We start from the raw sequence: 13,508 nt of genomic DNA on the forward strand, positions 1-13,508 counted from the left end.
ACGAGCCTAAGTCGGGGCGCCCACAGCGGACGTCACGCGTTCGCGGGCGGCGGACACCCCGTCGCGCGCGCGTGCCCGCCCGGGCACGTCCGCCGTCGCGCTAGCGTGGGCCGATGGGACCCCTTCACACGTTCGCCGCCGAGGTCGTCTGGACGGGCGCCGGCACGAGCGGGACGACGAGCTACACCGCGTACGGCCGCGAGCACGAGGTGCTGATCGGGGACAAGCCCCCGCTCCCCGGGTCCTCGGACCCGGCGTTCCGCGGCGACCCCGACCGCTACAGCCCCGAGGAGCTGCTCGTCGCGGCGGTCGCGCAGTGCCACATGCTCTGGTTCCTGCACCTCGCCGCGACGGCCGGGGTCGTCGTCACCGGGTACCGGGACAGCGCGAGCGGGACGATGCGCGTCGAGGCGGCCGGGCACGGGCAGTTCACGGAGGTCGTCCTGCGTCCGCGCGTGACCGTGGCGGCGGGGACCGCGGAACCCGGGTCCGACCTCGCCGACCTGCACGCCCGCGCGCACGAGCACTGCTTCATCGCGCGCTCGGTGAACTTCCCCGTGCGGCACGCGCCGACCCCGGTGCACGTCGGCCCGCCCGGCGCGGCGGTCGACGTGGGCGGCGCGCCCGTGCCGCGCGGCGTCCTCGGCTGAGGTCGACGGGTCCCACGCGACCCGGGAGGTCGCTCGTGGTGCGGCCGAGGAGTCCCGCGCCGCACGCCAGGTCGGTCGCCGTCGTGCCGTGAAGAGCCCAGTGCCGCTCGGCCGAGCGGAGCCTGCCGCGCCGCCGGGCAGACGTGCCTGCGCCCACCCGGCGGACGTCAGGCGGACGCGAGCCGCGCCTCCGGCTCGAGCACCTCGGCGAGGAACCGGCCGGTGTGGCTCGCCGCGACCTGCGCGACGCGCTCGGGGGTCCCCTCGGCGACGACCTTGCCGCCACCGCTGCCGCCCTCGGGTCCCATGTCGATGACCCAGTCGGCGTTCTTGATGACGTCGAGGTTGTGCTCGATCACGATGACGCTGTTGCCCTTGTCGACGAGCGACTGCAGCATCGCGAGCAGCTTGCGGATGTCCTCGAAGTGCAGACCCGTCGTCGGCTCGTCGAGCACGTAGACCGTGCGGCCCGTCGAGCGCCGCTGCAGCTCGGTCGCGAGCTTGACGCGCTGCGCCTCGCCGCCCGACAGCGTCGGGGCCGGCTGGCCGAGGCGCACGTAGCCGAGGCCGACGTCCACGAGCGTGCGCAGGTGCCGGGAGATCGACGGGACGGCGGCGAAGAACTCCGCGGCCTCCTCGATCGGCATCGCGAGGACGTCGGCGACGGTCTTGCCCTTGAAGTGCACCTCGAGCGTCTCGCGGTTGTACCGCGCGCCGTGGCAGACCTCGCACGGCACGTAGACGTCGGGCAGGAAGTTCATCTCGATCTTCAGCGTGCCGTCGCCCGAGCACGCCTCGCAGCGCCCGCCCTTGACGTTGAACGAGAACCGCCCCGGGGTGTACCCGCGGACCTTGGCCTCGGTCGTCTCGGCGAACAGCTTGCGGACGTGGTCCCACACGCCGGTGTACGTCGCGGGGTTGGACCGCGGGGTGCGCCCGATCGGCCCCTGGTCGACGTGCACGACCTTGTCGAGATGCTCGAGCCCGGTCACCCGCTTGTGCCGGCCGGCGACCTGGCGTGCGCCGTTGAGCTCGTTCGCCATGACAGTGTAGAGGATCGAGTTGACGAGCGTCGACTTGCCCGAGCCCGAGACGCCGGTGACGGCCGTGAGGGTCCCGAGCGGGAACGAGACGTCGATGCCGGTCAGGTTGTGCTCGCGCGCCCCCACGACCGTGACCTTGCGCTTGGGGTCGACCTTGCGGCGCGTGGCCGGCATCGGGATCGAGCGACGGCCGGACAGGTAGGCGCCCGTGACCGACTCGGGCGACGCCAGGAGCCCCTCGAGGTCGCCCGAGTGCACGACGCGGCCGCCGTGCTCGCCCGCGCCCGGGCCGATGTCGACGATCCAGTCGGCCGTGCGGATGGTGTCCTCGTCGTGCTCGACGACGATCAGCGTGTTGCCGAGGTCGCGCAGGCGCGTGAGCGTGTCGATGAGGCGGCGGTTGTCGCGCTGGTGCAGCCCGATGCTCGGCTCGTCCAGGACGTACAGCACGCCCACGAGACCCGAGCCGATCTGCGTCGCGAGGCGGATGCGCTGGGCCTCACCGCCCGAGAGCGTCGCCGCGGGGCGCATGAGCGAGAGGTAGTCGAGGCCGACGTCGAGCAGGAAGCCGAGCCGGGCCTGGATCTCCTTGAGCACCTGCGTCGCGATCGCCGCCTCGCGCTCGCTGAGCTGGAGCGCGTCGAGGAAGTCGCGCGCCTCGCGGATCGGCAGCGCGCAGACCTCGGCGATCGAGTGGCCGCCGACCCGGACCGCGAGCACCTCCGGCTTGAGCCGCGCACCGTCGCACACGGGGCACGGGACCTCGCGCATGTAGGCCTCGTACTTCTCCTTGCTCCACTCCGACTCGGTCTCGGCGTAGCGCCGCTCGAGGAACGTCACGACGCCCTCGAACCCGGTCGAGTACTGCCGCTCACGGCCCCAGCGGTTGCGGTACTTGACGTGCACCTCGTGGTTCTCGCCGTACAGCACGGCCTTCTTCGCGCGCTCCGGCAGCGCCCGCCACGGGGCGTCCATCGAGAAGCCGAGGTCGCTCGCGAGCGCGGTCAGGACGCGCGTGAAGTACTCGCTCGAGACCTGGGACCAGGGCGCGACCGCGCCGTCGGCGAGCGACAGGTCCTCGTCGGGGATGACGAGGTCGGGGTCGACCTCGAGCCGCGAGCCGATGCCCGTGCACTCGGGGCACGCGCCGTAGGGGGCGTTGAACGAGAACGTGCGCGGCTCGATCTCCTCGAGCGTGAGCTGGTGGTCGTTCGGGCACGCCCGGTGCTCGGAGAACCGGCGCTCGCGCTCCGGGTCGTCCGCGCCGGCGTCGACCATCTCGGCGACGAGCAGGCCGCCCGCCAGGCCGAGGGCGGTCTCGACCGAGTCGGTGAGCCGGCGCTGCACGCCCTCACGCGCCACGAGGCGGTCGACGACCACCTCGATGTCGTGCTTGAGCTTCTTCTCGAGCGTCGGGGGGCTCGTGAGCTGGACGACCTCGCCGTCGACGCGGGCACGCGCGAAGCCCTTGGCCTGGAGCTCCTTGAACAGGTCCGCGTACTCGCCCTTGCGCCCGCGCACGACCGGCGCGAGGACCTGGTAGCGCGTCCCCTCGGGGAGCTCGAGCAGGCGGTCGACGATCTGCTGGGGCGTCTGCGCGGTGACCCGCTCGCCGCACACCGGGCAGTGCTGGGTCCCGGCGCGGGCGAACAGCAGGCGCAGGTAGTCGTAGACCTCGGTGATCGTGCCGACGGTCGACCGAGGGTTGCGGTTGGTCGACTTCTGGTCGATCGAGACCGCGGGCGAGAGGCCCTCGATGAAGTCGACGTCGGGCTTGTCCATCTGCCCGAGGAACTGCCGCGCGTACGCCGAGAGGGACTCGACGTAGCGTCGCTGACCCTCGGCGAAGATCGTGTCGAACGCGAGCGACGACTTGCCCGAGCCGGAGAGCCCGGTGAAGACGATGAGGCTGTCCCGCGGGAGGTCGAGGTCGACGTTGCGGAGGTTGTGCTCGCGGGCCCCCTGGACCACCAGACGATCATTCACCCCGACATGCTACGTCGACCCTCCGACATGCCGCACAGGTGTTCGAACGGAACGTGACCAGCGCCACGCCGCCGGCGCCCGCAGGTGCCCGGCGGGTGCCCGGCGCGCACCTCGCCGATGATGGACGGATGCGCCCCCACACTCCCCCGCCGATCGGTGACTACGCGGTCCTCGGCGACGGGCACACCGCCGCGCTCGTGTCCCGCCGCGGCTCCGTCGACTGGCTCTGCCTGCCCCGGTTCGACTCGCCCGCGTCGTTCGCCGCGCTGCTCGGCACGCGCGAGCACGGGCGGTGGCTGCTCACCGTGCCCGACGCGACCGAGGTGTCCCGCACCTACGTCGAGGACTCCTTCGTCCTGCGGACGACGTACACCTCCCCCACGGGCACCGCGGTCGTGACGGACGCCATGCCCGTCGGTGACGGCCGGGCCGACCTCGTCCGGCGCGTCGAGTGCACCGCAGGCACGGTGGCGGTCGAGCACGAGTGGGTCGTGCGGTTCGGCTACGGCGCGATCGTGCCGTGGGTGCACCACGTCCACGACGTCAACGGCGTCGAGGGCATCCAGGCCGTCGCCGGACCCGACTCGCTCCTCCTGCGCGGGGACCGCCTGCCGGTGCCGCACGGTCGGGTGCACCGCGACGAGTTCGAGCTCGCCGCCGGCGAGAGCGTCGAGCTCGCCGTCACCTGGACGCGCTCGTGGGACGAGGTGCCCCGGCGCCTGACGATCCCCGACCGGGTCGACGCGACGCTCGGCGCGTGGGGCGAGTGGGCGCGGCGCTGCGACTACACCGGCTCCTACCGCCCGCAGGTGGTCCGCTCGCTGCTCGTGCTGCGCCTGCTGACGCACGCCGAGACCGGCGGCATCGTCGCGGCGCCGACCACATCGCTGCCCGAGGACTTCGGCGGCGAGCGGAACTGGGACTACCGGTTCTGCTGGCTGCGGGACGCCGCGATGACGCTCGAGGCGCTGCTCGAGCACGGCTACCGCGACGAGGCGACCGCGTGGCGCGGCTGGCTCCTGCGGGCCGTCGCCGGCGACCCCGCGGACCTGCAGATCATGTACGGCGTCGACGGCGGGCGCGACCTGCCGGAGCGCACGCTCGACCACCTGCCCGGCTACGCGGGCTCACGCCCGGTCCGGATCGGCAACGCGGCCGTCGGGCAGACCCAGAACGACGTGCTGGGCGAGGTGATGTGCGCGCTGCACGAGGCGCGCGCGGGCGGGCTCGCCGAGTCGGACGACTCGTGGGCGATGCAGCGGCACCTCGTCCGGGACCTCATCACGAGCTGGCGCGAGCCGGACCGCGGCATCTGGGAGGTCCGCGGCGAGCCGCGCCACTTCACGCACTCGAAGGTCATGTCGTGGGCCGCGCTCGACCGTGCCGTGCGGGCCGTCGAGGACCACGGCCTGCCGGGTCCCGTCGACGAGTGGCGCCGCGAGCGGGACGCCGTGCACGCGGACGTGCTCGAGCACGGCTGGGACGAGGAGCTCGGGACGTTCGTGCAGCACTACGGCGCGACCCACACCGACGCGGCGCTGCTCCAGATGCTCCAGGTCGGGTTCCTGCCCCCGGACGACCCGCGCATGGTCTCGACCGTGGCCGCGATCCGGCGCGAGCTCGAGGTCGCGCCCGGGTTCCTGCTCCGCTACCGCGCCGAGCGCACCGACGACGGCCTGGCCGGCAGCGAGCACCCGTTCCTGGCGTGCTCGTTCTGGCTGGCCGACGCGCTCGCCCGGCAGGGCGACGTCGCCGGGGCGAGCGCCGCGCTCGACACCCTCACGGCGCTCGGCGGCGAGCTCGGCCTGCTCGCGGAGGAGTACGACCCGGTCGACGGGCGCATGGCCGGCAACTACCCGCAGGCGCTCTCGCACCTGGCCCTCGTGCGCGCCGTCCGCAGCCACGACCGAGCGCTCTCCGGCGCGGAGCTGCAGCCGGTCGGCACCACCCTCGACGGTGCGTCGTGACCTACACCGGCGACGTGCGTCCCGGCGGCCCCGCCGACGTGCGGGAGCTCGACGAGGTCGTGCTCCGCAAGCTCGCCGTCGGGCCGATGGCCAACAACGCCTACCTGCTCACGTGCCGCCGCAGCGGTGCGCAGCTCCTCGTCGACGCCGCCGACGAGCCCGCGCGGCTTGCCGAGCTGCTGCACGACGTCTCCGCGGCGTCGCGGCTCGACCTCGTCGTGACCACGCACCAGCACGCGGACCACCACCGTGCGCTCGCGTCGGTCGTCGCGCTCACGGGCGCACCGGTGGCCGCCGGGGACGCCGACGCCGACGCGATCACGGCCGCGACGGGGGTCGCCGTGCAGTGCCGGCTCCGGCACGGCGACACGCTCACGGTCGGCCACCTCGTCCTCGAGGTCGTCGCGCTGCGCGGGCACACCCCCGGCTCCGTCGCGCTCGCCTACCGCGAGCCGGAGCACGTGCACGCCGAGGGCGCCGTCCCCGGCCGGGTGCACCTGCTCACCGGCGACTCGCTCTTCCCCGGCGGCGTGGGCGCGACGGGAGGGGACGCCGCGCGCTTCACGGCGCTGCTGGGTGACGTCGTCGACCGCGTCTTCGACCGGTTCGGCGACGACACGTGGGTGTACCCGGGGCACGGCGCCGACACCACGCTGGGCGCCGAGCGACCGCACCTCGACGAGTGGCGCGCCCGCGGCTGGTGACGGGGCAGCCGTCCCCGCGGGGGTCGCCGCGCGTGGTGCGGTGCCGGGCGGACGTGCCGGGCGGACGTGCGAGGCGGAGCCCGCGCTCAGGCGCCGAGGACGTCCGGGTCCGGGCCGACGCGCTCGCCTCGGTCGAGCCCGGCGACGAGCCGGTAATCCTCGTCGGTGAGCTCGAAGCCGAAGACGTCGACGTTCTCCCGGATCCGCCCGGGCGTCACCGACTTCGGGATCGCGAGCGTGCCGAGGTCGAGGTGCCAGCGGAGCACCACCTGCGCGGGCGTCACGCGGTGGCGCCGGGCGACGGACACGATCACCGGGTCCTCGAGCACGCCGTTCCCGGCCCCGAGCGGCGCCCACGCCTGCGTCGCGACGCCCAGCCGCGCGTGGTGCTCGCGCAGGGCACGCTGCTGCAGGTACGGGTGCAGCTCGACCTGGTTGAGCACGGGCACGACACCCGAGTCCTCGATGATGCGGGTCAGGTGCGCGGGCTGGAAGTTCGAGACCCCGATCGAGCGCACGCGACCGTCCTCCCGGAGCCCGACGAGCGTCTGCCACGTCTCGACGTACAGGCCCCGGCCCGCGCACGGCCAGTGGATCAGGTACAGGTCCGGGGGGCCGACGTCGAGCCGCGCGACGGAGGCGTCGAACGCGCGCAGCGTGCGCTCGCGCCCCTGGTCGTCGTTCCACACCTTGGTGGTCACGTGGAGCTCCTCGCGCGGGATGCCCGACTCCCGCAGCGCGCGCCCGACGCCGACCTCGTTGCCGTAGAGCCTCGCGGTGTCCACGAGGCGGTACCCGGCGGCGAGCGCGGTCGCCACGGCGTCGCGCGCGCCCTCGTCGTCGACCTTGTACACCCCGAGCCCGAGCTGCGGGACCGCGGTCCCGTCGAGCAGCGCGACGTCCGGGACCGGGGGCTGCGTGGGAGCGCTCGTGGTCATCCCCGCACTCTCTCACCGGCCCCGGCGGCCCGCGAAGGCGGCCGGCGCCGTGCGGCAGGATGTCCGCATGTCGATCTTCGCCGTGCAGTACACCTATGACGAGCGCCGTGACCGGCAGGACGCCGTGCGCCCCGAGCACCGCACCTACCTGCGCGGGCTCGCGGAGCAGGGCACGCTGCTCGCCTCCGGGCCGTGGGCCGACGGCGCGCCGGGGGCGCTCCTCGTCTTCCGCACCGACGACGAGGCGACGCTCGACGCCCTGCTCGCCGCGGACCCGTTCGCGCGCGAGGGCCTCGTCGCGTCGACGACCGTGCGCGGCTGGAACGTCGTGATCGGCGGCTGGCCGGAGCCCGCACCCCTCTGACGGTCGTCGTCCACCGGTCGACGGACCCGACGGTGCGCGTGCACGCGGCGCGGGACCGCCCGGCGCCCGCCGTCGGCTACCGTCGGCGCGTGCGATCCCTCCGCAGCCCCGTCCGGCCCCGCCCGTGAGGACCGCCGCGGTGGTCGGCGGCGGTCCCGCGGGACTCGTCGCCGCGGAGGTGCTGGGCAGGGCGGGCGTGTCGGTCACCGTCTACGACCGCATGCCCTCGCCCGCGCGCAAGCTCCTGCTCGCCGGGCACGGCGGGCTCAACATCACGCACTCCGAGGGCCCCGAGCCCTTCCTCGCGCGGTACGGCAGCGCCTCCGAGCGGCTCGCGCCGGCGCTCCGGGCATTCGGCCCGCAGGACCTGCGCGACTGGTGCGCGGGCCTGGGTGAGCCGACGTTCGTCGGGTCGAGCGGGCGCGTGTTCCCGCGGTCGTTCCGCGCCACGCCGCTCGTCCGGGCGTGGCTGGTGCGCCTCGCCGACCTCGGGGTCCGGATCGAGCGGCGGCACCGGTGGACCGGCTGGGCCGAGCCGCCCGGCACCCTGCGCCTCGCGCGGGCGGACGGGTCGCAGACCGAGGTCACGAGCGACGTCACCCTCTTCGCGCTCGGCGGGGCGTCGTGGCCGCGCCTCGGCTCGGACGGCGGGTGGCTCGGCCCGTTCGTCGAGCGGGGGGTCGAGGTCGCACCGCTGCGGCCCGCCAACGTCGGGGTGCAGGTCGGCTGGACCGCCACGTTCGCGGACCGGTTCGCGGGGACCCCCCTCAAGCACGTGGCGCTGACGGTGCGCGGTGGGACACCGGGGGCCGGCCCGGCACGGACCGTGCCCGGAGGGACGCCGGCGGCCGGCCCGGCACGGACCGTGCGCGGTGACGCGATGGTGACCCGGAGCGGCCTCGAGGGCGGGCCCGTCTACGCGCTCGGGGCCGCGATCCGGGCGGCGCTCGACGCCGACGGGCGCGCGGTGCTGGACGTCGACCTGCGCCCCGACCACACGCTGCGCCAGCTCGCCGACCGGCTGCGGGAACGGCGGCGCCCCAAGGACTCCGGGACCACCTGGCTGCGCCGCGCGATCGGCCTCGACCCCGCGGCGATCTCGCTCGTCCGCGAGGCGGGCCGCGGTCCGCTGCCGACCGACGCGGACGCGGCCGCCACGCTGGTCAAGGCGGTGCCGGTCGAGGTGACGGGGACGATGCCGCTCGACCGCGCGATCTCGACCGCCGGCGGCATCGCGTGGGCCGAGGTCGACGGGTCGTTCATGCTGCACCGGATGCCGGGCACGTTCGTCGCGGGCGAGATGCTCGACTGGGAGGCGCCCACGGGCGGCTACCTGCTCCAGGCGTCGTTCAGCACCGGGGTCGCCGCCGCGCACGGGGCCCTCGCCTGGCTCGACGGCCGCACGACGGGCTGACCACGGCGGGTCAACGGCAGGCGGTCGACGGCAGGCGGTCGGCGCCGGGCGCGACGCGGACGCTGTCCCCCGCCGAGGGCGACGCCGCACCGGGCGCGTGATGGCGTCAGTCAGCGGACGGCGGGCAGACGCCGCGGCTCGAGCCGCTCCTCGACAGCCCGTCCGCCGTCCCGCCGCACGACGTACGCGCCCTGACCCGGCCGCTCGGAGACCGCCTCGACGAGCTCCGTGCCGCGGTACACGAGCCCGACGCCGTCGTCGGTGCAGTGCGTCGTCGGCAGCGTCCCGTCCGCGACGAGCGCGTGCACGAGCGGGCGGCGACGTGCCTCGGAGTCGTAGTGCACACCGTTGCCGTACGGCAGCAGCGCCAGGCCGTTCGTCACGGGCCGCAGCTCCGGACCGAACGAGTCGGTGGTGCCGCCGACGTACCAGCAGATGGACCCGGCGCTCACCCCGGCCAGCACCACGCCCGCCGCCCAGACGCGACGCAGGATCTCGTCGAGCCCGTGGACCCGCCAGACCGCGAGCAGGTTCGCGACCGAGCCGCCGCCGACCCAGACGACGTCCTGACTGAGGAGGTGGCCCTCGACGTCCTCGACGTTCGGCATCGAGAACAGCGTCAGGTGCGTGAGCTCGACGCCGGCGACGTGCGCCGCGTCCTGCAGGTCCGCCCGCCCCCACGCCTGGTCACCTCCCGCGGTGCCGAGGTGGCACACCCGCGGCCGTCCCGCCGGCCCTGCGAGGTCGATCGCGTGGTGGACGAGCGGCCCGAGCTCGAGCCGGGTGCGCCGACCCGCGACGTAGCCGCCCGAGGTCGCGACGATGGTGGGGGCGTCGGCAGTCATGGCGGAACGCTACCCAAGCGACGAGCGGCGCGTGCGCGGCGGACGACGCGACGCCCGGCCCCTCCCGCGGGTGCGGGCCGGGCCGGGCGCTGCGTGGTGCCCGCTGCGTGCGGGCGACGGTCTCAGCTCGCGGAGCTGGTGACCTCGGCCGGGTCCTCGTCGCCGCTCTCCGCAGCGGGACGGCCGCCCTCGCTGCGTGCGTCGTTGCGGGTCTTGAGGAGGCTCGCGATGGTCGCGACCGCGAGCGTCGCGAGGATGACCGAGAGCGAGAGCCACGTCGGGATCTCCGGCGCCCAGTGGAACGGCTCGCCGCCGTTGACGAACCCGAGCTCGTTCGTGTGCATCGCGTGGAGCACGAGCTTCACGCCGATGAAGCCGAGGATGACCGAGAGCCCCTGCGACAGGTACACGAGGCGCTCGAGCAAGCCGCCGAGCAGGAAGTAGAGCTGGCGCAGGCCGAGGAGGGCGAACGCGTTCGTCGTGAAGACCAGGTACGGCTCCTGCGTGAGGCCGTAGATCGCGGGGATCGAGTCGAGCGCGAAGAGGATGTCGGTGCTGCCGATCGCCGCCATCACGAGGAGCATCGGCGTGACGAGCCGCTTCCCGTCCACCACGACCGTCAGGCGGTCGCCGTGGTACTTCTCCGTCGTCGGCAGGACGCGCTTGAGCATGCGGACCGCGAGGCCGTCCTTCTCGTCGGCGGCCTCGTGCTCGACGTCGCCGTCGTGCTTCTCACGGGCGAGCTTGATCGCCGTGTAGATCAGGAAGCCGCCGAAGACGTAGAAGACCCACGACCACTCCTCGATCGCCGCGGCGCCGAGCAGGATGAACACCGTCCGGAGCACGAGCGCGATCACGACGCCCACGAGCAGGACCTTCTGCTGGTACGCCCGCGGCACCGCGAACTTGGTCATGATGATGAGGAAGACGAAGAGGTTGTCGACCGACAGGCTCTTCTCGGTCACGTACCCGGCGAAGTACTCGCCGCCGAACGTCCAGCCGGACACCACGCCGACGCCGACCCCGAACACGATGGCGATCGCGACGTAGAAGATCGACCACGTCGCGGACTCGCGGAAGGTCGGCTCGTGCGGCTTGCGCACGTGGGCGAAGAAGTCGAAGAGGATCATGCCGACGACGAGGGCGGTCGTCGCGCCCCAGACCCACAGGGGAACAGACACAGGTACACCTCCGGTACACAGCGAGTACCGGAGGTCTCTCCCTGCCCTGACGCTCGGCGTCCGGACCGACGCGACCGGGCCGACTACGGAGTCGACCGTGATGACGAGCGCGTCGTGGCGGGATACTCCCCTCCAACGCGACCGAGCATAGGTCATGAACCGCGGGCGGCGCGCGCCCAGGACAAGGGGCCTACGTCACAGGCGCGGTGCGCCCGCTCCGTCGTCACCCCTCCGGAACCCTCGCGACAGAGGTCGGGTGCACGGCGACGACGGCGCCCGGAACCCGCTGGTGTCGCGCACCGCCCGGGGTCAGGCGGTCGCGGCCTGCATCTGCCGGAGCTCGCGCTTCAGCCCCGAGATCTCGTCGCGCAGCCGTCCGGCGAGCTCGAACTGCAGCTCCCCCGCCGCGGCGTGCATCTGGTCCGTCAGCTCCTGGATCAGGTCCGCGAGCTCGCTCGCCGCGGCGCCCGTGAGCTTCGTGCGCTCGGTGCGGGTCCCGGCCTTGGAGCCGAGCCCCGGGACGGGGGCCTTGCCGCGGCTCGACTGCCGGCCCGCGCCGCCGAGGAGCTCGGCGGTGTCCGCGTCCTCGCGCGCGAGCAGGTCGGTGATGTCGCCGATCTTCTTGCGCAGCGGGGTCGGGTCGATGCCGTGCTCGAGGTTGTAGGCGACCTGCTTGGCACGGCGGCGCGTCGTCTCGTCGATCGCGAGCGCCATGCCGTCGGTGATCCGGTCGGCGTACATGTGCACCTGGCCGGAGACGTTACGGGCCGCACGGCCGATCGTCTGGATCAACGAGGTCCCCGACCGCAGGAAGCCCTCCTTGTCGGCGTCGAGGATCGCGACGAGCGACACCTCGGGCAGGTCGAGGCCCTCGCGCAGCAGGTTGATGCCGACGAGCACGTCGAACTCGCCCATGCGCAGCTCGCGGAGCAGCTCGACGCGGCGCAGCGTGTCGACCTCCGAGTGCAGGTAGCGCACCCGGACGCCCTTCTCCAGGAGGTAGTCGGTCAGGTCCTCCGACATCTTCTTGGTCAGGGTCGTGACGAGCACGCGCTCGTTGCGGTCGGCGCGCTCGCGGATCTCGTGGAGCAGGTCGTCGATCTGGCCCTGGGTCGGCTTGACGACGATCTCCGGGTCGACGAGCCCCGTCGGGCGGATGATCTGCTCGACGACGCCGTCGGACATCGACAGCTCGTAGTTCCCCGGCGTCGCGGACAGGTAGACCGTCTGCCCGATGCGGTCGACGAACTCCTCCCAGCGCAGCGGCCGGTTGTCCATCGCGGACGGCAGGCGGAACCCGTGGTCGACGAGGTTCCGCTTGCGCGACATGTCGCCCTCGTACATCGCACCGATCTGCGGGACGGTCACGTGGGACTCGTCGATGACGAGCAGGAAGTCCTCGGGGAAGTAGTCGATGAGCGTGTGCGGCGCGGTGCCGGCCTCGCGGCCGTCGATGTGCCGGGAGTAGTTCTCGATGCCCGAGCACGAGCCGATCTGCCGCATCATCTCGATGTCGTAGGTCGTGCGCATGCGCAGCCGCTGCGCCTCGAGGAGCTTGTTCTGCCGCTCGAGGTCCGCGAGCCGCCACTCGAGCTCGGCCTCGATGCCGGCGATCGCGCGCTCCATGCGCTCGGGTCCCGCGACGTAGTGCGTCGCGGGGAAGAGGTGCACCTGCTGCTCCTCGCGGACGACGTCACCCGTGAGCGGGTGCAGCGTCTGGATCGCCTCGATCTCGTCGCCGAAGAACTCGATGCGGATCGCGAGCTCCTCGTACACCGGGATGATCTCGACCGTGTCCCCGCGGACGCGGAACGTGCCGCGCGTGAACGCCATGTCGTTGCGCGTGTACTGCATCCCGACGAACCGGCGCAGCATCTGGTCGCGGTCCACCTGGTCGCCCACGGAGAGCTGGACCATCCGGTCGACGTACTCCTGCGGCGTGCCCAGGCCGTAGATGCACGACACCGAGGCGACCACGACGACGTCGCGCCGCGTGAGCAGCGAGCTCGTGGCCGAGTGCCGCAGCCGCTCGACCTCGTCGTTGATCGACGAGTCCTTCTCGATGTACGTGTCCGTCTGCGCGATGTACGCCTCGGGCTGGTAGTAGTCGTAGTACGAGACGAAGTACTCGACCGCGTTGTTGGGCAGCAGCTCGCGGAACTCGGTCGCGAGCTGCGCCGCGAGCGTCTTGTTGGGCGCCATGACGAGCGTGGGGCGCTGGAGCTCCTCGATGAGCCACGCGGTCGTCGCGGACTTGCCGGTCCCCGTGGCGCCCAGCAGCGTCACGTCCTTCTCCCCCGCGCGCACCCGCTTGGCGAGGTCGGCGATGGCGGTGGGCTGGTCGCCCGACGGCGTGTACTCCGACACCACCTGGAACGGGGCGACGGTCCGCTGCAGATCGGTCACGGGGCGCATG

General features: G+C 73.4%; 10 protein-coding genes. 5 read left to right on the forward strand and 5 right to left on the reverse strand.

Going from position 1 to position 13,508, the window contains the following annotated elements:
• The first annotated feature begins 113 nt into the window (after positions 1-113).
• A complete protein-coding gene (locus NXY84_RS12470; RefSeq protein ID WP_258723408.1) occupies positions 114-650 on the forward strand; it encodes an OsmC family protein in 537 nt (178 codons plus the stop codon).
• Between the two features lie 167 nt (positions 651-817).
• Here the strand turns inward: NXY84_RS12470 and uvrA are convergent, their stop codons facing one another.
• Positions 818-3,679, reverse strand: a complete 2,862-nt coding sequence (uvrA, locus tag NXY84_RS12475; protein ID WP_258723409.1) for an excinuclease ABC subunit UvrA — start codon at positions 3,677-3,679, stop codon at positions 818-820.
• Between the two features lie 128 nt (positions 3,680-3,807).
• On the opposite strand from uvrA, the gene NXY84_RS12480 reads away from it, so the two are divergent.
• Together NXY84_RS12480 and NXY84_RS12485 are read left to right on the forward strand one after the other, a co-directional pair.
• Positions 3,808-5,646, forward strand: a complete 1,839-nt coding sequence (locus NXY84_RS12480; protein ID WP_258723410.1) for a glycoside hydrolase family 15 protein — start codon at positions 3,808-3,810, stop codon at positions 5,644-5,646.
• A complete protein-coding gene (locus NXY84_RS12485; RefSeq protein WP_258723411.1) occupies positions 5,643-6,350 on the forward strand; it encodes an MBL fold metallo-hydrolase in 708 nt (235 codons plus the stop codon). Before NXY84_RS12480 ends, NXY84_RS12485 begins: the two co-directional genes overlap by 4 nt.
• Before the next feature lie 86 nt (positions 6,351-6,436).
• Here NXY84_RS12485 and NXY84_RS12490 read toward each other — a convergent pair whose 3' ends face one another.
• Positions 6,437-7,288 (reverse strand): aldo/keto reductase, encoded by an 852-nt coding sequence (locus NXY84_RS12490; protein ID WP_258723412.1) that lies wholly within the window; start codon positions 7,286-7,288, stop codon positions 6,437-6,439.
• A gap of 67 nt (positions 7,289-7,355) precedes the next feature.
• On the opposite strand from NXY84_RS12490, the gene NXY84_RS12495 reads away from it, so the two are divergent.
• Both NXY84_RS12495 and NXY84_RS12500 read left to right on the forward strand, forming a co-directional pair.
• Positions 7,356-7,652, forward strand: coding sequence for a YciI family protein (locus NXY84_RS12495; RefSeq protein WP_258723413.1), 297 nt, complete (start codon positions 7,356-7,358; stop codon positions 7,650-7,652).
• A gap of 124 nt (positions 7,653-7,776) precedes the next feature.
• Positions 7,777-9,066 (forward strand): NAD(P)/FAD-dependent oxidoreductase, encoded by a 1,290-nt coding sequence (locus tag NXY84_RS12500; RefSeq protein WP_258723414.1) that lies wholly within the window; start codon positions 7,777-7,779, stop codon positions 9,064-9,066.
• Positions 9,067-9,176: 110 nt separating this feature from the next.
• On the opposite strand, the gene NXY84_RS12505 is transcribed toward NXY84_RS12500, so the two are convergent.
• From NXY84_RS12505 to uvrB, 3 genes are all read right to left on the reverse strand, one after another.
• The gene (locus NXY84_RS12505; RefSeq protein ID WP_258723415.1) at positions 9,177-9,911 is read right to left on the reverse strand and encodes a peptidase E; all 735 of its coding nucleotides are present in this window, start codon (positions 9,909-9,911) and stop codon (positions 9,177-9,179) included.
• A 122-nt stretch (positions 9,912-10,033) separates the two neighbouring features.
• Positions 10,034-11,092 (reverse strand): TerC family protein, encoded by a 1,059-nt coding sequence (locus NXY84_RS12510; RefSeq protein WP_258723416.1) that lies wholly within the window; start codon positions 11,090-11,092, stop codon positions 10,034-10,036.
• Positions 11,093-11,401: 309 nt separating this feature from the next.
• Entirely contained in the window at positions 11,402-13,507 is a 2,106-nt protein-coding gene (uvrB, locus tag NXY84_RS12515) for an excinuclease ABC subunit UvrB (protein WP_258723417.1), read from the reverse strand.
• Position 13,508 lies beyond the last annotated feature (1 nt).

Source organism: Cellulomonas sp. NS3 (genome assembly GCF_024757985.1).
In the GTDB taxonomy this organism is placed as follows: Bacteria; Actinomycetota; Actinomycetes; order Actinomycetales; family Cellulomonadaceae; genus Cellulomonas_A.

What these genes read in the sequence shown, in the direction of transcription:
- NXY84_RS12470 (WP_258723408.1), top strand. Translation starts at nt 114, where the DNA reads ATGGGACCCCTTCACACGTTCGCCGCCGAGGTCGTCTGGACGGGCGCC.
- NXY84_RS12490 (WP_258723412.1), bottom strand. Translation starts at nt 7,288, where the DNA reads ATGACCACGAGCGCTCCCACGCAGCCCCCGGTCCCGGACGTCGCGCTG.
- NXY84_RS12505 (WP_258723415.1), bottom strand. Translation starts at nt 9,911, where the DNA reads ATGACTGCCGACGCCCCCACCATCGTCGCGACCTCGGGCGGCTACGTC.
- uvrB (WP_258723417.1), bottom strand. Translation starts at nt 13,507, where the DNA reads ATGCGCCCCGTGACCGATCTGCAGCGGACCGTCGCCCCGTTCCAGGTG.
- NXY84_RS12480 (WP_258723410.1), top strand. Translation starts at nt 3,808, where the DNA reads ATGCGCCCCCACACTCCCCCGCCGATCGGTGACTACGCGGTCCTCGGC.
- NXY84_RS12495 (WP_258723413.1), top strand. Translation starts at nt 7,356, where the DNA reads ATGTCGATCTTCGCCGTGCAGTACACCTATGACGAGCGCCGTGACCGG.